Annotated in this window: 14 protein-coding genes; 10 read left to right on the forward strand and 4 right to left on the reverse strand. The window is 71.3% G+C overall.

All coding sequences use genetic code 11. The features are described from left to right. The first annotated feature begins 72 nt into the window (after positions 1 to 72). From ACTMS0_RS08525 to ACTMS0_RS08540, 4 genes are all read left to right on the forward strand, one after another. A complete protein-coding gene (locus tag ACTMS0_RS08525) occupies positions 73 to 2,682 on the forward strand; it encodes a nitrate- and nitrite sensing domain-containing protein (RefSeq protein ID WP_441154549.1) in 2,610 nt (869 codons plus the stop codon). Positions 2,683 to 2,780: 98 nt separating this feature from the next. Next, positions 2,781 to 3,200 carry a roadblock/LC7 domain-containing protein gene (locus ACTMS0_RS08530; protein WP_441154550.1) on the forward strand — a complete coding sequence of 140 codons (420 nt, stop codon included), beginning with the start codon at positions 2,781 to 2,783 and terminating at the stop codon, positions 3,198 to 3,200. A gap of 5 nt (positions 3,201 to 3,205) precedes the next feature. Beyond that, entirely contained in the window at positions 3,206 to 3,592 is a 387-nt protein-coding gene (locus tag ACTMS0_RS08535) for a DUF742 domain-containing protein (RefSeq protein ID WP_441154551.1), read from the forward strand. Next, positions 3,573 to 4,175 carry a GTP-binding protein gene (locus ACTMS0_RS08540; protein ID WP_441154552.1) on the forward strand — a complete coding sequence of 201 codons (603 nt, stop codon included), beginning with the start codon at positions 3,573 to 3,575 and terminating at the stop codon, positions 4,173 to 4,175. The genes ACTMS0_RS08535 and ACTMS0_RS08540 overlap by 20 nt, the downstream gene beginning before the upstream one ends. Before the next feature lie 78 nt (positions 4,176 to 4,253). Here the strand turns inward: ACTMS0_RS08540 and ACTMS0_RS08545 are convergent, their stop codons facing one another. Next, entirely contained in the window at positions 4,254 to 7,109 is a 2,856-nt protein-coding gene (locus ACTMS0_RS08545; protein ID WP_441154553.1) for an aconitate hydratase, read from the reverse strand. A 149-nt stretch (positions 7,110 to 7,258) separates the two neighbouring features. Between ACTMS0_RS08545 and ACTMS0_RS08550 the strand changes: the two genes are divergently transcribed. Next, entirely contained in the window at positions 7,259 to 7,759 is a 501-nt protein-coding gene (locus ACTMS0_RS08550) for an ArsC/Spx/MgsR family protein (protein ID WP_441154697.1), read from the forward strand. 1 nt (position 7,760) lies between these two features. Here ACTMS0_RS08550 and ACTMS0_RS08555 read toward each other — a convergent pair whose 3' ends face one another. Further along, positions 7,761 to 7,946: a hypothetical protein gene (locus ACTMS0_RS08555; protein ID WP_441154554.1), complete on the reverse strand. Its 186-nt coding sequence runs from the start codon at positions 7,944 to 7,946 to the stop codon at positions 7,761 to 7,763. A 168-nt stretch (positions 7,947 to 8,114) separates the two neighbouring features. Between ACTMS0_RS08555 and ACTMS0_RS08560 the strand changes: the two genes are divergently transcribed. From ACTMS0_RS08560 to pulA, 5 genes are all read left to right on the forward strand, one after another. Beyond that, positions 8,115 to 8,822: a hypothetical protein gene (locus ACTMS0_RS08560; protein ID WP_441154555.1), complete on the forward strand. Its 708-nt coding sequence runs from the start codon at positions 8,115 to 8,117 to the stop codon at positions 8,820 to 8,822. A gap of 37 nt (positions 8,823 to 8,859) precedes the next feature. Beyond that, positions 8,860 to 9,249 (forward strand): hypothetical protein, encoded by a 390-nt coding sequence (locus ACTMS0_RS08565; protein WP_441154556.1) that lies wholly within the window; start codon positions 8,860 to 8,862, stop codon positions 9,247 to 9,249. A gap of 154 nt (positions 9,250 to 9,403) precedes the next feature. After that, positions 9,404 to 10,081, forward strand: a complete 678-nt coding sequence (locus tag ACTMS0_RS08570) for a cellulose binding domain-containing protein (protein ID WP_441154557.1) — start codon at positions 9,404 to 9,406, stop codon at positions 10,079 to 10,081. 97 nt (positions 10,082 to 10,178) lie between these two features. Then, on the forward strand, positions 10,179 to 10,838 hold the full coding sequence (locus ACTMS0_RS08575) for a cellulose binding domain-containing protein (RefSeq protein ID WP_441154558.1): 660 nt from the start codon (positions 10,179 to 10,181) through the stop codon (positions 10,836 to 10,838). A gap of 172 nt (positions 10,839 to 11,010) precedes the next feature. Further along, a complete protein-coding gene (gene pulA / locus ACTMS0_RS08580; protein ID WP_441154559.1) occupies positions 11,011 to 16,524 on the forward strand; it encodes a pullulanase-type alpha-1,6-glucosidase in 5,514 nt (1,837 codons plus the stop codon). Positions 16,525 to 16,608: 84 nt separating this feature from the next. Here the strand turns inward: pulA and ACTMS0_RS08585 are convergent, their stop codons facing one another. Then, the gene (locus ACTMS0_RS08585) at positions 16,609 to 18,915 is read right to left on the reverse strand and encodes a hypothetical protein (RefSeq protein WP_441154560.1); all 2,307 of its coding nucleotides are present in this window, start codon (positions 18,913 to 18,915) and stop codon (positions 16,609 to 16,611) included. A 328-nt stretch (positions 18,916 to 19,243) separates the two neighbouring features. Next, on the reverse strand, positions 19,244 to 20,725 hold the full coding sequence (locus ACTMS0_RS08590) for an aminopeptidase P family protein (RefSeq protein ID WP_441154561.1): 1,482 nt from the start codon (positions 20,723 to 20,725) through the stop codon (positions 19,244 to 19,246). Positions 20,726 to 20,773 lie beyond the last annotated feature (48 nt).

The following is a 20,773-nucleotide window of genomic DNA, read 5'->3' on the forward strand; positions in this document are numbered from 1 at the left end:
CTGCTAGCGTTCCCGCCGGGTAAGGGCCAGCCGCGCTCCGGCGGTCAACGAACATCCGGCCAGGACGGTGTGATGGGTTCCCGCAGTACCAATCTCCGTACCAAAGTCATCGCCCTGCTCGCGTCGCTGGTCGCGCTCTGGTCCTTCGCGGCGTGGGTGACCGTCCGCGACGGATTCAATCTGCTGGGCGTTCAGATGCGCAACACCGGCGTGTTCGAACCCGTCGACCCGGTGCTCATCGAGCTGCAGTCCGAACGGCGGATGTCCCTGGTCTATCTCGGACGGCCGGAAGCCGGGCAGAAGCAGGAGCTGGAGGCCGGGCGGGAGCGCGCTGACCGCCTGGTAGGCGAGCTGAAGTCGTCGCTGGACGACTGGCAGGTCAGGCTCGTCACCGACGCCGAGGCGGAGCAGCGTCTCGACGAACTGGTCGCCAGCCTCGACCGCCTGCCGGCGATCAGGTCGACCGTCGACGACCGCAACGCCGACCGGGTCACCGTCATGGGCCAGTACGGGGACATCATCGAGTCCATCTTCAAGATCTACGAGTCGATCGGCAGCCTCGACGACCGGCAGGTCGCCGCGGACACGGCCGCGCTGATCAGTCTCAACCGAGCCCGGGAACTGCTGGCCCAGGAGGACGCGCTCCTCGCCGGCGCCCTGGCCGCTGGCCGGCTGACCGCCGCCGAGCAGGCACAGTTCACTCAGCTCGTCGGGGCGCAGCGGTTCACCGCCCGCCGCACCACCGCCGAGCTGCCCGCTGCGGACCGTGCCCGCTACGAGCAGATGGTCCAGAGCGAGGCTTACCAACGGCTGACCGACCTCGAGGACCGGGTCACCCGCTCCCGTAATCCGGAAGCGCGTCCGCCGGTGACCGCCGAGGCGTGGCAGAGTGCCACCCAGCCGGCACTGCAACAGGTACGCGACGTCGTGCTCGCCGGCGGTGAGGACGTGGTCTCCCGGGCCACCCCGGTGGCGATCGGCGTCATCGTCAGGCTGGTGCTCGCCACGGGTCTCGGGCTGCTCGCCGTCATCGCCTCCATCGTCGTGTCGATCACCACCGCGCGGGCTCTGCTGGCGCAGCTGGAGCGGCTGCGCGAGGCGGCGTTCCGCCTGGCCCACGAGCGGTTGCCGGGCGTGGTCGAGCGGCTCGGCCGCGGCGAGGACGTGGACGTCGCCGCCGAGGCGCCGCCGCTGGAGTTCGGCGACGACGAGATCGGCCAGGTGGGCGCGGCGTTCAACACCGTCCAGGAGACCGCGATCCGGACCGCGGTCGAGCAGGCCGAGCTGCGCCGCAACGTGCGCGAGGTGTTCCTCAGCCTGGCCCGGCGTACGCAGGCGCTGGTCCACCGCCAGCTCACGCTCCTCGACGCGATGGAGCGGCGCGAGCAGGACGCCGAGGAGCTGGAGGACCTGTTCCGGGTGGACCACCTCGCCACCCGGATGCGGCGCAACGCGGAGAACCTCATCGTGCTCTCCGGCGCGACCCCCGGCCGGGCCTGGCGGCGCAACGTGCCGATGGTCGACGTCGTCCGCGGCGCGGTCGCCGAGGTGGAGGACTACACCCGCGTCACCGTGCTGCCGCTCGGCGCGGTCTCCCTGGCGGGTCGGGCGGTGGGTGACGTCATCCACCTCCTCGCCGAGCTGATCGAGAACGGCCTGTCCTTCTCGCCGCCGCACACCATCGTCGAGGTGCGCGGGCAGGTGGTCGCCAACGGGTTCGTCCTCGAGATCGAGGACCGCGGCCTCGGGATGACCGAGGAGGATCTCGCCGCCGCCAACCAGCGCATCGTCGACCGCTCCGAGCTGAACCTGGCCAACGCCTCGCGGCTCGGCCTGTACGTCGTGAGCCGGCTGACCGATCGGCACGGCGTCCGGGTGCAGCTCAAGGAGTCCGCGTACGGCGGCACGACCGCGGTCGTGCTGATCCCGGCCGAGCTGGTGACCGCCGACGAGGACCCCAGCACCTCTGGCGGTTTCCTGGCCGGCACGGCGGGCACGGTGGGCGTACCGGCCCTGCCGGCCGCCGGGGCGATCGAGGAGCGACCCGCCGCAGCGGCGCCCGTCGCGCTGGCCGAGCAGCCCGCCCCGCCCCGACCCCGGCCGGCGCCCGACGCCGACGAGCCCACCGACGGGTCCCTCCCGGTGCGGTCCCGGGGACGGGCCCTCGCCGAGGCGACCGCCGAGGGGCTGCCGACCCGCTCGGGCAACCGCAGCGGTGCGCTCGACGGACCGACGGTCCCGACCGGGCTGCCGCTCACCATCGGGACCCGCCCCGACGGCGACGGCGGTGCGGCCGGATCGCCGTCGCCGACCGCCGCGTCGCCGGCGCAGACCTCGTCCACCCCGGCGGTGGAGTCGTCCGCCGGGCCGAACGGCGCGGCCGAGTCGCCGACGGAGCCGCACCGGACGACCGCGCCGACGCCGGACGCCCAGCCGGACCCGACGTACACGGAATCCGGGCTGCCGGTGCGCGTCCGGCAGGCCAGCATCGCGCCCGAGCTGCGTGACGAGCCGGACGACGCCGACCCCACCGATACGGTGCGCCCGCCGGAGCAGGTGCGCCGGATGATGAGCTCGTACCAGACCGGGACCCGCCGGGGCCGCACGGACGCGGCCCGGCTACTCGGTGCGGACGACCCGCCGGACGCGGACCCGGACCCGGGAGACCAGCAGGCGACCTGACCGGCACCGTTGGGCGAGGCGTGGAGACGCGCCCCCCGGCGTGACAGCCAAGTCGAAGACGAGCCGGCGAGAAGAGCCGGGGGAGAAGAGGACGACGAGTGACGCAGAAGACGGCTTCGACGGCCGATCTCACGTGGTTGCTGGACGATCTGGTCGGCCGGGTGAAGCAGGCCGAGCACGCGGTCGCATTGTCGACGGACGGCCTGCTGATGGCGTCCTCCCGAGGGCTGAGCCGGGACGACGCCGAGCACCTGGCGGCGATGGCCGCCGGCATCCAGAGCCTCGCCCGGGGCGCCGGCAAACGGTTCGGCGGCGGCCAGGTGCAGCAGACGATCATCGAGATGCAGTCGTCGTTCCTGTTCGTCACGGCGGCCGGCCGCAACGCCTGCCTCGCGGTCCTGGCCAGCGAGGACGCGGACGTGGGGTTGATCGCGTACGAGATGGCGATGCTGGTCACCCGTGTCGGCAGGTACGTCGCGTCGCCGTCACGCACCGAGCAGCCGGCCACCGGGAAGTAGCCGCGATGACGGTGCAGGGGGAGTCCGCGGAGCACCAATGGGTCGACGACCATGCCGGGCCGGTGGTGCGGCCGTACGCGGTGACGCGGGGGCGGGCTCGCCCGGTCGCCGGCACGTTCGACCTGATCTCCCTGGTGAGCGCCACCCGGGCGGCCGTCACGCCGGAGATCGGCCTCGGTCCCGAGCACGTGGCGATCGTGGGTCTCTGCCAGCGGGTGCAGTCCGTCGCGGAGATCGCCGCCCACCTGGACCTGCCGGTGGGCACTGTCCGCGTCCTGCTCGGCGACCTGATGGCCCGTGAACTCGTGCAGGTACGCGAGCCGCGGACGACGGCCGGCCTTCCCGACAACAGCGTTTTCGAGGCGGTTATCAATGGACTTCGGGCCCTCTGAGCGGCCGGCGGGTGCGCCGCCCCTGCCCACCGCGATCAAGATCCTGATCGCGGGCGGTTTCGGCGTCGGCAAGACCACCCTGGTCGGCGCGGTCAGCGAAACCCGCCCGCTGCGCACCGAGGAGGTGCTGACCGAGACCGGGGTGGGCATCGACGATCTGTCCGGTGTGGAGAGCAAGACCACCACCACCGTGGCGATGGACTTCGGTCGCATCACACTCAGCGACGACCTGGTGCTCTACCTGTTCGGCACCCCCGGCCAGGACCGCTTCTGGTTCGTCTGGGACGAGCTGGCGCTCGGTGCGCTCGGCGCGGTGGTGTTGGCGGACACCCGGCGGCTCGCCAACTGCTTCCCCTCGATCGACTACTTCGAGGGGCGGGGCACGCCGTTCGTGGTGGCGGTGAACTGCTTCGAGGGGGCCCGCCAGTACCGGCTCGACGAGGTGCAGGCGGCGCTCAACCTCGACTCGGGCGTGCCCGTGCTGCTCTGCGACGCCCGGGAGCGGGAGTCGGCCAAGGAGGTGCTCATCACCCTGATGGAGCACGCCATGAAGACCCTGGAAGCCCGCGGCGACGCCGACTGAGATCCTCTGCCGGAGGCCACTCCGGTACGGGACAGGGCCCCTTCCCGAGGTGGGAAGGGGCCCTGTTCGCGTGGTGGGTCAGCTGGCGATCATGCGGCGCAGCACGTACTGCAGGATGCCGCCGTGCCGGTAGTAGTCCGCCTCGCCCGGGGTGTCGATGCGGACGACCGCGTCGAACTCGACGCCGGTGTCGGTGGTGACCTTGACGGTCCGCGGGGTCTCGCCGTCGTTCAGCGCGGTCACCCCGGCGATCGAGAAGGTCTCGGTGCCGGTGAGGCCCAGCGACTCGGCGGTCTCGCCGGCCGGGAACTGCAGCGGGAGGACACCCATGCCGATCAGGTTCGAGCGGTGGATCCGCTCGTACGACTCGGCGATGACGGCCTTGACGCCCAGCAGCATCGTGCCCTTGGCCGCCCAGTCCCGGGACGAGCCGGAACCGTACTCCTTGCCGGCCAGGACGACCAGCGGGATGCCCGCCTCCTGGTACGCCACCGAGGCGTCGTAGATGGTCGTCTGCTCGCCGGTCAGGTGGTTGACCGTGAAGCCGCCCTCGACGCCGGGCACCAGCTGGTTGCGCAGCCGGATGTTGGCGAACGTGCCCCGGATCATCACCTCGTGGTTGCCCCGGCGGGAGCCGTACGAGTTGAACTCGTGGCGCGGCACGCCGTGCTCGGCGAGGTACGTGCCGGCGGGGGAGTCGACCTTGATCGAGCCGGCCGGGGAGATGTGGTCGGTGGTCACCGAGTCGCCCAGCTTGGCCAGCACCCGCGCTGGACCGATATCGGAAACAGGCGCCGGCAGGCGCCGCATGCCCTCGAAGTACGGGGGCTTGCGGACGTACGTCGACTCGCCCTCCCACGCGAAGGTGTCACCGGTCGGGGTCGGCAGCGACTGCCACCGCTCGTCGCCGGCGAACACGTCGGCGTACGCCGAGCTGAACCCGGTGGCGCCGATCGCGGAGGCGATGACGTCCTGGATCTCGGCGGTGTTCGGCCAGATGTCGCGCAGGAACACCGGGTTGCCCTGGCTGTCCTCGCCGATCGGCTCGTTGGCCAGGTCGATGTCCATCGTGCCGGCGAGCGCGTACGCGACGACCAGCGGCGGGGACGCCAGGTAGTTCATCTTGACGTCCGGGTTGATCCGGCCCTCGAAGTTCCGGTTGCCGGAGAGTACCGAGACGACCGCGAGGTCGTTCTCGTTGACCGCGGCGGAGATCTCCTCCGGCAGCGGGCCGGAGTTGCCGATGCAGGTGGTGCAGCCGTAGCCGACCAGGTGGAAGCTGAGCTTCTCCAGGTACGGCGTGAGGCCGGCCCGCTCGTAGTAGTCCATGACGACCTTCGAGCCCGGCGCGAGGGTGGTCTTCACCCACGGCTTGCGGGACAGGCCCTTCTCCACCGCGTTGCGGGCCAGCAGCGCGGCACCGATCATCACCTGCGGGTTGGAGGTGTTGGTGCAGGAGGTGATGGCGGCGATCACCACCGCGCCGTGGTCCAGCTCGAACTCGGTGCCGTCGGCGCCGGTGACCCGGATCGGGTTGGTGACGCGGCCGCCGGAGCCCACCGCGGCGGTCTCCAGGTCACGCGGGGCGTCGGCCGGGTCGTTGATCTCGTTGGCCGGGGAGTCGCTGGCCGGGAAGGACTCGGCGCTGGCCTCGTCGGCGTGACCGGTCACCCCGAACGGCTTCTCCAGCTGCGGCACGCCCGGCTTGCGGGTCCGGTCGCCGCCGGTCTCGTCGGCGGCCACGTAGTCGGTCAGCGCCGCGCGGAACAGGGTCTTGGCGCTGCCCAGCGGCACCCGGTCCTGCGGGCGCTTGGGGCCGGCGAGGGACGGCTCGATGGTGCTGAGGTCGAGCTCCAGCCGCTCCGAGTACTCCGGCTCGGCGTTCGGGTCGTGCCAGAGGCCCTGCTCCTTGGCGTACGCCTCGACGAGCGCGACCTGCTGCGGGTCCCGGCCGGTCAGCTCCAGGTAGCGGACGGTCTCGGCGTCGATCGGGAAGATCGCGACGGTCGAGCCGTACTCCGGGGACATGTTGCCGATGGTGGCCCGGTTGGCCAGCGGCACCGCGCTCACGCCGGGGCCGTAGAACTCGACGAACTTGCCGACCACGCCGTGCTTGCGCAGCATCTCGGTGATCGTGAGGACCAGGTCGGTGGCGGTGGTGCCGGCCGGCATCTCGCCGGAGAGCTTGAAGCCGACGACCCGCGGGATGAGCATGCTGACCGGCTGGCCCAGCATGGCGGCCTCGGCCTCGATGCCGCCGACACCCCAGCCGAGCACGCCCAGGCCGTTGACCATCGTGGTGTGCGAGTCGGTGCCGACCACGGTGTCCGGGTACGCCTGGCCGTTGCGCTCCATGATCGTACGGGCCAGGTACTCGATGTTGACCTGGTGCACGATGCCGGTGCCCGGCGGGACGACCTTGAACTCGTTGAACGCGGTCTGGCCCCAGCGCAGGAACTGGTAGCGCTCCTTGTTGCGCTCGTACTCCAGCTCGACGTTGCGCTCGAACGCGTCCTCACGGCCGAACAGGTCGGCGATGACCGAGTGGTCGATGACCAGCTCGGCCGGGGCGAGCGGGTTCACCTTGCTGGGGTCGCCGCCCAGGTCGCGGACCGCCTCCCGCATGGTGGCCAGGTCGACCACGCACGGTACGCCGGTGAAGTCCTGCATGAGCACCCGCGCCGGGGTGAACTGGATCTCCACGCTCGGGTCCGCGGTGGCGTCCCACGCGCCGAGCTGCCGGATGTGGTCGGCGGTGATGTTCGCGCCGTCCTCGGTCCGGAGCAGGTTCTCCAGGAGGATCTTCAGGCTGTAGGGGAGCCGTTCGTGGCCCTCCACCTTGCTGATCTTGAAAATCTCGTAGCTCGCGTCTCCGACGCGTAGCTGGGTCTTCGCACCGAAGGTGTCGAGGCTCGCCACGTCGTACTCCTTCACACCAGCGACTGTGAGTAGTCCTGAGCAGTCTGTCGCACCGGCCGGGAGGCTGCCGCGCTTAGGCGACACTTACCCGCGCGTCGGATGCTCAACAAAACCGTACGTCCGTCTTGCTATTCGCGCAACCTCGTGCCACGGTGCGGGACGTGATGATCCACTCCGTGCCGGCGGTATCGTGGGGTTCCGGGCACCTGGACACCGATGCCAGGTTCGCGGAGTCGATCATCGCCCCCGGGCGGCCGGAACCCGGCCCGGATGGCACCATGACGGGCGTGGAGATCTGGAACAACCCCTCCTGTTCCAAGTGCGCCGGGGCTCGCGACACGCTGGACGAGGCCGGTGTGTCGTACGAGGTGCGGCCCTACCTGGACCGGCCGCCGAGCGCGACCGAACTGACCGAGGTGCTGCGGCGGCTCGGCGTCCGCGCGTGGGACATCTGCCGGACGGGAGAGCCGGCCGCGGTCGCCCTCGGCATGGCCGACTGGCCGAGGGACGAGGCCGCCGAGCCGCGCTGGATCGAGGCCATGGTGGCGGCGCCGGAGCTGATCCAGCGGCCCATCCTGCTGCTCGACGACGGCGGCGCGCTGGTCGGGCGTACACCCGAGGCGCTGGCGCAGGCCGTGGAGCGCGCGCGACCGCGCGGCGAGTGAGTCAGGACAGGTCGTCGCGGGGCGTGGCCGTCGCCTCCGCGTGCCGGTCGCGCAACCGGGCCCGGATCTCCTCCGGCGTGTACGCCCGACGCCGCCGCTCCGCCCGGGCGATGACCACACCGGACGCCGCCACGCCGGCCAGGCCCGCCAGACCGAGCACCTTCCACCACCGCATCCGTCGCCGCATCGGCCTAGGGTAGACGCTTATGAGCGTGCGGTATCGGCGTCGCGCCGGCGTGTCCGGCCCGGCGGATCGGATCCGGCGGGGAGGCGGCGTGAGCGGGCGTCAGCGGGCGAATCACCGGTGCGGCGTCGTGGTGCCGCAGGCCGGGGCGAAGCGGCGGGGAGCGCCGGCATGAGCATCAGCCTGGACGAGGCCGTGGAGCTGACCCGCACCGGCGACGTGTGGGTGTTCCGCGGTCGCAGCGTGCCGGACCGGGCCATCCAGCTCACCACCAACAGCCCGGTGAACCACGTCGGCATGGCGGTGGTGCTGGACGACATGCCGCCGCTGATGTGGCACGCCGAGCTGGGCCGGTCGTTGCCGGACCTGTGGTCGGGCACGCACCAGCGCGGAGTGCAGCTCCACGACCTGCGCGACGCGGTCTGCGTCTGGGCCAACCGGTACGGGCAGCGGGGCTGGCTGCGCCAACTGGACCCACCGGCGGACGCCGAGATGGAGAAGGCGGTGCTGCGGACGATCGCCCGCCTCGACGGCACCCCGTTCCCGTCCACCGCACAGCTCGCCTTGCGGTGGCTGCGGGGCCGGGCACCGGCGGTGCGGCTGCCCGGCCGGCGGGGACCGCTCGGCCCGGGCCCCGGGGGCGTGCTGAACGGCCGGGTGACGGACGACCGGGGCCGCGCCCCCGTCCCCGAGCACCGGCTGGAGACGGCGTACTGCGCGGAGGTCGTCGCGGTCACCTACGAGGCCATGGGGCTGCTTCCGGCCGGGCGGCGTCCGAACTGGTACGACCCGGGCCGCTTCTGGAGCGGTGACGACCTCGGTCTGAGCGGCGGTGCGCGGCTCGGCGCGGAGATCGAGGTGCACATCCCGCCGCGCTGAGGTTTGGGCTGGTCGCGCGCCGGAAATTCCGTCACCCGTGACGGCTTCCACCGACCTCGACGCGTTGACCGACTTCTTCGGCCGGTACGGCGTGGCACTGACCGCCGGCGACGTGGCCGCCCTGACCGGGTGCTACGCCCTGCCGGGGCTCGTGGTCGCCGACACGTACAGCTTCTCGTTCACCTCACCGGCGGCGGTGGCACTGTCCTTCGTGGGCGCCGCGCCCGACTACCAGGAGCGCGAACTCGTCGCCGCGCACGCGGTCATCGAGGACGTGCAGCAGGTGTCGCCGCTGCTCACCATGGTCGCCGTCGAGTGGGAGTTCCTCGACAGCCAGGGCCACCGGGTCCCCGGGGAGCGCTACCGCTACCTGTTGCGCGCCACCGACGACGGGCCGGCCATCTGCACCGTCATCCGTACCGCCTGACCGGCGGCCACCTCCCCGCGAGACCGACGGGCTCGCGCCCACCACCTGTTTTCGGCCGTCCGCTGCCCGGTCGGCCGGTTCGGGGACCTGGCCGTTCCGCCGGTCGGGATCCCTGGCTAGGCTGGCGCGGCGGTTCGACCAGGGGGGGACCTCGATGTCAGTGCAGTCAGCCGGGGACACCGGCGGGCGAACCACGTCCAGGGTGCTGGCGTCGGTCCCGTGGATCGTTGTGCTCGCCGGTGTCGCGCTGCTGGTGGTGCTGCTCGTGATGGCGCTGCTGTCGTTCCGTGGGCCCGAGGAGCGGCAGGCCGTGCCGCCGCCGGCGCCGCCGATGCTCCTGCCGACGCCGGCCGCCGCGGCGTCGGCGTACGAGTCACCGGCGTCCGCGTCCCCGACGGCTGCGGCGACGTCGGTGGCCAGGCCGACGCGGACCAGGTCGACCCCGCCGACCACGACCACCTCCCGGGCTCCGGTCCCGCCCAGCCCGCTCGTCGGGAGCGGGGCCTCCGCGGGCCAGGTCACCGCGCGCTACGAGGTGACCGACATCGACCGCGACTCGTTCGAAGCGGAGCTGACCGTCCGCAACACGACGGGCGGGGCGCAGGACTGGCGCGTGGAGCTGCTGTTCACCGGCGACGTCCGGAGCATCCGGGTCTACGGGAGGTCCGGCGTCTCCGTGTCCGCCGACGACAGTGGCCGGTACGTGCTGCGCGGTACCGGACCCATCGACGCGGGGGACGCCGAGCGGTTCCACCTGCGGATCAGCCACGACGGTGCCGACGCGGAGCCGGACCAGTGCACGGTGAACGGCACCGCCTGCGTCATCGGATGACGGGCTGCCCGGCGCGCGTGACCTGCCCGGCAGTGTCCGGCATCGTCGTTGGTCGCTACGCTTCCGGGACGGGTCGCTGAGGAGGTACATGTTCGGCATGCGTCGTGCCCCGGGGTCGTCCCGCGCCACCGCCGCCATCGCGTCTTCCCCGTGGATCCTGGTGGCCGCCGGCGTGGTCGTGATGGTCGTGCTGCTGGTCATCGCGCTCGGCGCGTACCGGGGCCGCACCGGTGTCGACACGCCACCGGACCCGCCCGCGCCGCCGCTGCTTCTGCCGGAGGTGCCGCCGTCGTCGTCGGCCGCACCGGTCCCGACGGGGCCGGTCCGGCCCGGGGTGTCGCCGCGCGCGACGGTCCAGCCCACCACGGGCGTCGCGACGCCCCCGCGCCCCACGCCGGGTGTCACCAGCCGCGCCGCCCGCCCGACGCCCCCGCCGGCACCGACCGGGATGACCGGCCGGTACCGGGTGGTGAACTCCTTCGACGGCGGGTTCATCGGCGAGGTCCTGGTGCGCAACGGGACGGCGGACCGGCGCGGCTGGACGGTGCGACTGACGTACGCCGGCGGGCGGTTCGTGACCGCCTGGGTGGAGAACACCGAGCAGGGCAGGGCGACCGTCACCGAGGACGGTTTCGCCTACCGCAGCGGCGTCGACGTGGCACCGGGCGGGACCGCGACCCTGCGCTTCCACATGGAGCGTACGGACTCCCGCCCGACCGGCTGCACGGTCGACGGCGCGCCCTGCGTCATCACCTGACGTCCACCTCGGACACCGACACGCCGAGGCGGCGGGACGGCGCTTTCGGCCCGCGGTACGGCAAGGCTGCTGCAAGCAGACTGCTTTGTTACGACGCTGTTTGCAAGCTATTGCAGAATGTTTCGGCAAGGGCTAGCGTGCGGGCGAATCAGCGACCAGAGGAAGGCCGTCGATGAAACCCCCGCCGATACCGCGCAAGGCTTTGCTCGCCCTCGTCTCCCTCCTGACCCTCACCCTCGTCGGCGCCCCGGTGGCCGTGCACCAGCTCAACGCCGACGCCAGCGGTCGCGCGGCCGGCGCGGGCGCGCCCATCGATCCGCTCGTCGCCGCCGGCGCGGCCCACTGGGGCGCCGAGCCCTCCGCCGCGGCCCTGCTCGCCGCCGGTGGCAGCGACGCCCGGGCCGAGCAGTTCTACTTCGTCCTGCCGGACCGCTTCGCCAACGGCGACCCGCGCAACGACCGGGGCGGCCTCGCCGGTGACCGGCTGAAGACCGGGCACGACCCGGCGGACAAGGGCTTCTACCACGGCGGCGACCTCAAGGGCGTCATGGACCGGCTGGACTACATCCAGGGGATGGGCACGACGGCCATCTGGCTCGCACCCGTGTTCAAGAACCGCCCCGTGCAGGGCGAGGGGAAGGACGCCTCCGCCGGCTACCACGGTTACTGGATCACCGACTTCACCCAGGTCGATCCGCACTTCGGCACCAATGACGACCTGAAGCGGCTGGTCAAGCTCGCGCACGGGCGCGGCATGAAGGTCTACCTGGACATCATCGTCAACCACACCGCGGACGTCATCAAGTACGCCGAGGACAAGTACGCCTACGTCGACAAGAAGACGTCGCCGTACCGGGACGCGCAGGGCCGGCCCTTCGAGGACCGCCACTACGCCGACGGCACCCGTGACTTCCCGACGGTGAACACGAAGTCGTTCCCGTACACGCCGACCTTCGCGACCCCGGGGGACGCGAAGGTCAAGGTTCCGGCGTGGCTGAACGACCCGACGATGTACCACAACCGCGGCGACTCGACCTTCGTCGGCGAGAACAGCGAGTACGGCGACTTCGTCGGCCTCGACGACCTGTGGACCGAGCGTCCCGAGGTCGTGCGTGGCATGACGAAGATCTACTCCGACTGGGTGCGCACCACCGGCGTCGACGGCTACCGGATCGACACCGTCAAGCACTCGAACCTGGAGTTCTGGCCACAGTTCAGCCAGGGCGTCGAGCAGGCCGCGGACCGGGCGGGCAAGAAGGACTTCTTCATGTTCGGCGAGGTCTACAGCGCCGATCCGGAACTCACCTCGACGTACGTGCGCCGGGGCGGCCTGCCCGCCACCCTCGACTTCCCCTTCCAGGACGCGGCGCGCGGCTTCGTCGCGGGTGCCGGCTCCGCCAAGGCCCTCGCGGACGTGTACGCCCGCGACGACCTCTACCACGCGCGGAACACCGACGCGAACCGGCTCACCACGTTCCTGGGCAACCACGACATGGGCCGCATCGGCGCGTTCATCGCGAACGGCGACACCGACGCCGCCACCCACCTGCGCCGCGACCAGCTCGCCCACGAGCTGATGTTCCTCACCCGCGGCCAGCCGGTGATCTACTCCGGCGACGAGCAGGGCTTCACCGGTGCCGGCGGCGACAAGGACGCCCGGCAGGACATGTTCGCCTCCAAGACCGCCGACTACCTCGACGACGACCTGCTCGGCACCGACCGGACGCACGCCGTCGACCAGTTCGACGCGCGGCACCCGATCTACCGGACCATCGCCGAGCTGGGCGGACTCCGCCAGGCGCACCCGGCGCTGCGCGACGGCGTCCAGGTCACCCGCCACGCCGCCGACGGACCCGGCGTCTTCGCCGTCTCCCGCGTCGACCGGAAGCAGCGGACCGAGTACGTGGTCGCGGTGAACAACGCGACCACCCCGCAGACTGTCACCGTGGACACCTGGTCGGCCGGCGCCACCTTCGGCGGCGTCTACGGCACCACCGCCGCCCCGGTGGCCGCGGGGGACGGCAGGCTCACCCTCACCGTGCCGGCGCTGTCGGCCGTCGTGCACCGGGCCGGCACGCCCATCGCGCTCCCCGCCGCGGCGCCCACGATCACGATCACCGCGCCCGAGGCGGACACGCCGGTCCCCACCCGGGCCGCGGTCACCGCCCAGGTGACCGGCGACCCGCTCGCCACCGTCACGGTGGCCACCCGCGTCGCCGGCGGCAGGTGGACGCTGCTCGGCTCGGCCGACCGCGCCCCGTACACCGTGCACCACGATCTGACCGGCCTCGCCGGTGGTACGCGCGTCGAGTACAAGGCCGTGGTCCGCGACGGGACGGGCCGCACCGCCACCGCCCGCTCCACCGCCGTCGTCGGCACGCCCGAGCAGGCCGCCGCCCGCGACTGGGTGGTGGTGCACTACCAGCGCCCGGCCGGCGGGTACGACGACTGGGGGCTCTACGCCTGGGGTGACATCGACCCGGCGTACGTGACCGAGTGGCCCAAGGGGCAGCCCTTCGCGGGAGAGGACTCCTACGGCCGGTTCGCCTGGGTGAAGCTCAAGCCCGGCGCGAAGTCGGTGGGCTTCCTCGTCGTCGACCGGAACGGCACCAAGGACGTCGAGCAGGACCGCACGGTCGACGTGACGCGGACCGGCGAGGTCTGGCTCAAGGCCGGCGACCCGACGATCTACCCGACCCGGCAGGCGGCCACCGGCGAGCCGGACCCGGTCGTCGAGGAGGGCACGGCGGTCCTCCACTACCGGCGGGCCGACGGCAACTACGACGGCTGGGGCCTGCACCTGTGGGACGGCGCGGCCAGCCCGACCGACTGGGCGACACCGATGCCGCCGACCCGCGTCGACTCCTTCGGCGCGGAGTTCCGGGTGCCGCTCGCGGCCGGGGCCACCGGGCTGAGCTACATCATCCACAAGGGGGACGAGAAGGACGTGCCCGAGGACCAGCGCCTGGACTTCGCCAGCGCCGGACGCGAGGTGTGGCTGCTCGCCGGGACGCGCGGCCGGCTGCTGCCGGCGACCACCTCCGGCACCGCCAAGGACCTCGACCTCACCAAGCAGAAGGCGCACTGGCTCGATCGCTCCACCGTCGCCTGGCAGACCGGCCCGACCGACGGCAAGACGTACGCCCTGGTGGCCGCACCGGCCGGCGGGGTGACCCTGGCCGACGGTGAGCTGGCCGGGACGTACACGACGATCCCGCTGCGGGCGCAGCGCAACGGGCTGACCGAGGCGCAGCGGGACCGGTTCCCGCACCTGTGGGCGTACCAGGCCTTCACGCTGGACCGGCGGGACCTGGCCAAGGTACCGGCGGCGCTGCGCGGGCAGCTCGTGATGACCGAGCGCGACGCCGAGGGCGAGTTGCTCGCCGCCACCGGCGTCCAGATCCCGGGTGTGCTCGACGACGTCTACTCCCCGGCGACGGGGGCGCGCCTCGGTCCGACGTTCGCCGGCGGCGTGCCGACGCTCGCGGTGTGGGCGCCGACCGCCCGGACGGTGTCGTTGCAGCTGTTCGACTCGCCGACGGCGCAGCCGCGCACCCTCGCGATGCGGCGGGACGACCGTACCGGCGTGTGGTCGGTGCGCGGGTCCCGCTCGTGGGCCGGAAAGTACTACCGCTACCAGGTCGAGGCTTGGCAGCCGGCGGCGCAGAAGATGGTCACCGCGTCCGTGACCGACCCCTACTCGCTGGCGCTCGCACCCAACTCCACGCACAGCCAGATCGTCGACCTCGCCGACCCGCGGCTCGCGCCGCAGGGGTGGCGGGACCTGCGCAAGCCGGCGGCGGTGCCGTCGACGAAGGTGCAGATCTCCGAGCTGTCGGTACGGGACTTCTCCATCGCCGACACGACCGTCCCGACCGACCGCCGGGGCACGTTCCTCGCCTTCACCGACCCGGCGACCGCCGGCATGAAGCACCTGAAGGCGCTCGGCGACGCCGGGGTCACCCACCTGCACCTGCTGCCGGCGTTCGACTTCGCCACGATCCCCGAGCGCCGCGCCGACCAGAAGCAGCCCGCCTGCGACCTGGCGAAGCTGCCGCCGGACTCCGACGAGCAGCAGAGGTGCATCGCCGCGGTGGCCGACACCGACGGCTACAACTGGGGGTACGACCCGCTGCACTACACCGTGCCGGAGGGCGGCTACGCCGTCGACCCGTCAGGGGCGACGCGCACGACCGAGTTCCGGCAGATGGTCGCCGGGGTGAACGCGGCCGGGCTGCGCGTGGTGATGGACGTGGTCTACAACCACACCTCCGCGGCGGGCACCGACCCGAAGTCGGTGCTGGACCAGGTCGTGCCCGGCTACTACCACCGGCTGCTGGACGACGGCACGGTCGCCAACTCGACCTGCTGCGCCAACACCGCACCCGAGCACGCCATGATGGGCAAGCTCGTGGTGGACTCGGTGGTCACCTGGGCGAAGGCGTACAAGGTGGACGGCTTCCGGTTCGACCTGATGGGCCACCACCCGAAGGCGAACATGCTGGCCGTGCGGGCCGCGCTGGACGAGCTGACCGTCGCGCGGGACGGCGTGGACGGCCGGAAGATCCTGCTCTACGGCGAGGGCTGGAACTTCGGCGAGGTCGCCAACGACGTCCGGTTCGTCCAGGCCACCCAGGCCAACATGGCCGGCACCGGGATCGGCACGTTCAACGACCGGCTCCGGGACGCGGTGCGCGGCGGTGGACCGTTCGACGCCAACCCGCGCCAGCAGGGCTTCGCCTCCGGGCTGTTCACCGACCCCAACGGCGACCCGGTCAACGGCTCGGCGGGCGACCAGCGGGCCCGGCTGCTGCACCAGCACGACCTGATCAAGGTGGGGCTCACCGGCAACCTGCGCGGCTACCGGTTCACGAACTCGGCCGGCGAGCAGGTCACCGGCGCCCAGGTGGACTACAACGGGTCGGCCGCCGGGTACACCGCGGCGCCCGGTGAGGCGGTCACGTACGTCGACGCGCACGACAACGAGATCCTGTACGACGCGCTGGCGTACAAGCTGCCGCAGGACACGGCGGCGGTGGACCGGGCCCGGATGCAGGTGCTGGCGCTCAGCACCGTCGTGATGGGTCAGGGCACCGGCTTCGTCACCACCGGCACCGAGCGGCTGCGGTCGAAGTCGCTGGACCGCAACTCGTACAACTCGGGGGACTGGTTCAACCAGATCCGCTGGGACTGCGGCCAGGGCAACGGGTTCGGCGCCGGCCTCCCGCCGGAGCAGGACAACAAGGACAAGTGGCCGTACGCGAAGCCCCTGCTGGCCGACCCGAAGCTGGTGCCGGACTGCGCGGCGATCAACCTGACCGACGCCCGGTACGGCGAGCTGCTGAAGATCCGCGCCTCGTCGCCGGTCTTCGGGCTGGCCACCGCCGAGCAGGTGCAGAGGCGGGTGGCGTTCCCGCTGTCCGGGAAGGACGAGACCCCTGGCGTGCTCACGATGACGCTGGACGGTCGTGGCCTCGACGGGCGCTGGAAGTCGGTGACGGTCGTCTTCAACGCCACCACGGAGACGGCGACCCAGCAGGTCAGCGGCCTGCGCGGGGCGGACGTGGCGCTGCACCCGGTGCTGCGGACCTCCGCCGACGAGGTGCTGCGGACGGCCTCCTTCGACCGGGCGAGCGGCACCTTCACGGTGCCGGCCCGCAGCGTGGCCGTCTTCGTGCAGCGCTAGTTCACATGGTGCGGCCCCCTGCCACCAGAGGTGGCAGGGGGCCGACCTTTCCGTCTGGCTGTTCCCCAGAGCGCTTCGAAGCGCTCAGTTGAAGCAGTCTTCGACGGTCTTGGCGCAGTTGGTGGGGTCGTTGTCGGTGATGGTGGAGTCGTCGTCGAGCTTGACCTTGCCATCGTTGTTGAAGACACCACCGGCGATCTTGTTGTGCTTGTCGCCGTTGTCGGCCTTGTTCTTCGTGACCTTGGTGTCGGTCAGGGTGACCTTGCCCTTGTTGTTGTAGATGCCGCCGCCGTTCTTGCCGGCGAAGTTCTCCTTGACCTTGCTGTCGCGCAGGACCAGGGAGGCCCCGAAGTCGTCGCGGTCCTTGTCCTTGTCCTTGGACCAGTTGCTCGAGGCGGGCTCGCCGTTGTGCTCTTCAATGGGCTTGCCGTTGAAGATGCCACCGCCGAAGCGGCCGGCGCTGTTCTCGAGGATCTCGCTGTCGGTGACCGTGGCGGTGCCGCGCTTCTCCTCGTCCTTGTCGTCCTTGTCGTCCTTGCCCCAGGACGTGGCGTTGTGGTTCTTGTTCTTCTCGTCGCTGTTGACGTTGTAGATGCCGCCGCCGTCCTTGTGGGCCTTGTTCTTCTCGATGATGCTCTTCTTGACGGTCAGGACGGTGTCGACGGCGTAGATGCCGCCGCCGTTCTCGCCGGCGGTGTTGTTCTTGACGAAGCTCCAGCTGACCTCGACGAAGCCGTCGTTGCTGAACAGGCCGCCGCCGTTCTTCTTGGCGGTGTTGCCCTCGATGAGGGTCTTCTCGATCTCGACGGTGCCGGCCTTCTTGTTGTCGTCGTGGCGGTCGTCGCGGTCGTGGCGGTCGTCGCGGTCGTCGCGGTCGTGACCGTTGCGGCCCCAGTCGTCCTTCTTCTTGTCCTTGTCCTTGTCCTTGTCACCGTGACCGTTGGCCACGCCGCCGCCGTTCTTGCCGGCGGTGTTGTTGGTGATGCGGGACTCGCCGCCCTTGCCGTCGTGGGCCCCCGAGATCTTGAGGACACCGGCGTTGAAGATGGCGCCGCCGTCTTTGCCGGCGTGGTTGTTGTCGAAGATGCTGCTCTCGACGTCGAGCCGGCCGAAGTTGGCGACTGCGCCGCCGTTGTTCTCGGCGCTGTTGAGGAAGAACTTGGTGTTCACGAGGTGGGCCTTGCCGCCCCGCTCGACCAGCAGACCACCGCCGTCGCCCTCGTGCTCCTTGTCGTCCTTGCCGTTCCAGTCCTTGCCGTCCTTGCCGTTCCAGTCCTTGCCGTCCTTGCCGTCCTTGCCGTCCTTGCCGTCCTTGCCGTCCTTGCCGTCCTTGCCCTGCCAGTCGCCGGACTCGTTGCCGTTCCGGCCGTTCCCGGACGACGCCTGGCCGGCAGCCCGCTCCGCGGCCGCCTTCTTGACAGCCTCCTTCAGGGCAGCCGCCAGCTTGGCCTGCGCCTGCTGCGCAGCCGTCGGCTGCGCGGCCGCTGGGGCGGGCGCCGGGGCCGGAGCACCGCCGCCGGACCCGGACTCGTCGCGCTTGTCCTTCTCGTCGCGCTTGTCCTTCTCGTCGCGCTTGTCTTTCCCGTCGTGCTTGTCCTTGCCGTCGTGCTTGTCCTTGCCGTCGTGCTTGTCCTTGCCGTCGTGCTTGTCCTTGCCGTCGTGCTTGTTCTTCCCGTCGTGCTTGTCCTTGCCGTCGTGCTTGTCGTTCTCGTCGTGCTTGTCCTTCTCGTGGTCCTTGCGCTTCTCGTCGCCGGCGGCGCCGTTCTTGACCTCGACGTCCTTCAGGGTCAGGTCACCACCGTCGGCCACCCGGAAGATCCGGAAGCCGTCCTTCGAGTCACGCTTGATCGTCGAGCCGTTGCCCTCGATCTTGATGTCCTGCTTGATCGTCGGTAGGCCCGCCTCGTCCTTCTTGTCGAACTCGTCGAGCTCGTAGGTGCAGTCCTTGGCCAACTTCAGCGTGCCACCGTCGTCACGATTGGCCAGGTCCAGGGCCTCGATCAACTCATCGTCGTCGCAGCCCACCTCCCGCACCTTGTCGTCGTCCTTGTCCTTGTCGTGCTTGTCCTTGTCGTCCTTGTCCTTGTCGTGCTTGCCCTTGTCGTGCTTGTCCTTGTCGTCCTTGTTCTCGTGGCCCTTGTCGTCCTTGCCCTTGTCCTCGTGGCCCTTGTCCTTGTCCTTGTCGTTGTCGCTGACCATCTGGGCGGTGGACCACTTGACGTCGGTCACCCGGTGCGCGCCGGTCACGCCCGTGGTGGCGTACGCGACGCCCGCGAGACTGACCGCCCCCGTGAGGCTGGCGACGCCCGTGACGAACCAGAGCCCACGCCGGCGGAACGGGGAGGTCTTGTCGCGGGTCGGGTCATCGTTATTGCGAAGGTTGTTGGACATCGGAGCTCTCTGTCCTCTCCTTGTACCGACAAGGTCGCTTCGCCGTGACGAGGCGACCCCCGCTACAAATCGGTTGTAGCTGCCGAACAACACCGTATGGGAGAGTTCTTCACTATGAGTGCGTATCCGAAAAAACCCCGCATTGGGTACGTAGCGGGTGCGGACAGCGGGAGTGCGGACGTCCCGGCCCGGCTCGGCATGACCGGTGCGGGAAACGCGGCCGTGGCGGAAACCAGCGCAAACGACGGCGGGCCCCACCACCGGCGTCCGGCGACGAGAAACGTCGCAGACGCCGGCGGCGGGGCCCGCCGTTGTCGTACGTGCGGGGTCAGCCCGGCAGGCGCGGACCCGCCTCCCGCTGCGCGGCCAGCCAGCGCTCCACGTCGTCGGCCGTCCGGGGCAGCCCGGCGGACAGGTTCACCGCGCCGGTCGCGGTGACCAGGACGTCGTCCTCGATCCGGATGCCGATGCCGCGCAGCTCCTCCGGGACCAGCTCGTCCTCGGGCTGGAAGTACAGGCCCGGCTCCACGGTGAGCACGTAGCCCTCGCCGAGCGTGCCGTCCCGGTACATCTCCTTACGGGCGTTCGAGCAGTCATGCACGTCGATGCCGAGCATGTGGCCGAAGCCGTGCAGCGTCCAGCGGCGGTAGACGGTCGACTTCTCGTCCATCGCCTCGTCCACGCTCACCGGCAGCAGGCCCAGGTCGGCCAGCCCCTCGGCGAGCACCCGCATGCACGTCAGATGCACGTCCTTGAACTTCACGCCGGGCTTGATGACGTCGATGCCGGCCTGCTGGGACGCGTACACGATGTCGTAGACCTGGCGCTGGAGCGCGGTGAACCGCCCGTCCACCGGCAGCACCCGCGTCACGTCGGCGGTGTAGAGGTGGCGGTTCTCCACGCCCATGTCCATCAGCAGCAGCTCACCCGGACGGGTGGTGCCGTGGTTGTGCACCCAGTGCAGGATCGTGGCGTGCTCGCCGGCGCCGACGATCGAGCCGTAGCCGACGTCGTTGCCGTCGTGCCGGGCGCGCAGGGCGAAGATCCCCTCCAGCAGCCGCTCGGACACGCCCCGGTCGGCCGGCAGCGCCCGGGCCACGTCCTCGAAGCCGCGGACCGTGGCGTCGATCGCGTCCTGGAGCTGGGCGATCTCCCACTCGTCCTTGACCAGCTTCAGCTCCGAGATGGCGATCGCCAGCTCCCGGTCGCGGGCCGGCTGGCCCTCCTCACGCGGGCCGTCGTACGCGCGAACGGCCGCGTCGACCCGGGCGTCGAAGCCGCGGAGCACCCGCGTGCGGGCCGGCGCGAGGTCGGCCAGCACCCCGTCCAGCTCGGTGAGGTCCGCGGTGGGCAGCCCCAGCTCGGCCGACTTCTCGGTGAGCGTGTGCCGGCGGCCGACCCACAGCTCGCCGTGCCGGCTGCGGAAGAACTCGTCGGTCAGGCGCGAGGAGCGGGGCCGCATGTACAGCACGGCGTCGTGGCCCGAGCCGTTCGGCCGCAGCACCAGCACGCTGTCCGGATCGTGGTCCCCGGTCAGGTACGCGAAGTCGCTGCCCGGCCGGAAGGGGTGGTCGGTGTCGTTGGCGCGTACCTTCTCGCCGCCGGTCGGGATCACCAGGGTCTCGCCGGGGAAGGCCGCGGAGAGCGCGGCGCGACGCTTGGCGTAGTTCGGCACCTCCGGGCGCGGACCGACCGGTAGCGTGGTGTCCCGCCAGCCCTGCCGCATGAACGCCAGGAACGCCTCCGGGAAATCCGGGTCGTGCGACTCGGTGCCGTCCGCCGGTTTGGTGTCCGTGCGCTCCTCGGTCATGTCCGCTCCCTTCGCGTCGTTGCTGGCCCCGACGGTACCGCGCGCCGG

The sequence above is a fragment of the Micromonospora sp. H33 genome (genome assembly GCF_052068455.1).
Classification (GTDB): domain Bacteria; phylum Actinomycetota; class Actinomycetes; order Mycobacteriales; family Micromonosporaceae; genus Micromonospora.

Excerpts from the sequence above, each read along its gene's own strand:
- ACTMS0_RS08525 (WP_441154549.1), top strand. The coding sequence starts at position 73 with ATGGGTTCCCGCAGTACCAATCTCCGTACCAAAGTCATCGCCCTGCTC.
- ACTMS0_RS08535 (WP_441154551.1), top strand. The coding sequence starts at position 3,206 with ATGACGGTGCAGGGGGAGTCCGCGGAGCACCAATGGGTCGACGACCAT.
- ACTMS0_RS08540 (WP_441154552.1), top strand. The coding sequence starts at position 3,573 with ATGGACTTCGGGCCCTCTGAGCGGCCGGCGGGTGCGCCGCCCCTGCCC.
- ACTMS0_RS08550 (WP_441154697.1), top strand. The coding sequence starts at position 7,259 with ATGATCCACTCCGTGCCGGCGGTATCGTGGGGTTCCGGGCACCTGGAC.
- ACTMS0_RS08555 (WP_441154554.1), bottom strand. The coding sequence starts at position 7,946 with ATGCGGCGACGGATGCGGTGGTGGAAGGTGCTCGGTCTGGCGGGCCTG.
- ACTMS0_RS08560 (WP_441154555.1), top strand. The coding sequence starts at position 8,115 with ATGAGCATCAGCCTGGACGAGGCCGTGGAGCTGACCCGCACCGGCGAC.
- ACTMS0_RS08570 (WP_441154557.1), top strand. The coding sequence starts at position 9,404 with ATGTCAGTGCAGTCAGCCGGGGACACCGGCGGGCGAACCACGTCCAGG.
- ACTMS0_RS08575 (WP_441154558.1), top strand. The coding sequence starts at position 10,179 with ATGCGTCGTGCCCCGGGGTCGTCCCGCGCCACCGCCGCCATCGCGTCT.
- pulA (WP_441154559.1), top strand. The coding sequence starts at position 11,011 with ATGAAACCCCCGCCGATACCGCGCAAGGCTTTGCTCGCCCTCGTCTCC.
- ACTMS0_RS08585 (WP_441154560.1), bottom strand. The coding sequence starts at position 18,915 with ATGTCCAACAACCTTCGCAATAACGATGACCCGACCCGCGACAAGACC.
- ACTMS0_RS08590 (WP_441154561.1), bottom strand. The coding sequence starts at position 20,725 with ATGACCGAGGAGCGCACGGACACCAAACCGGCGGACGGCACCGAGTCG.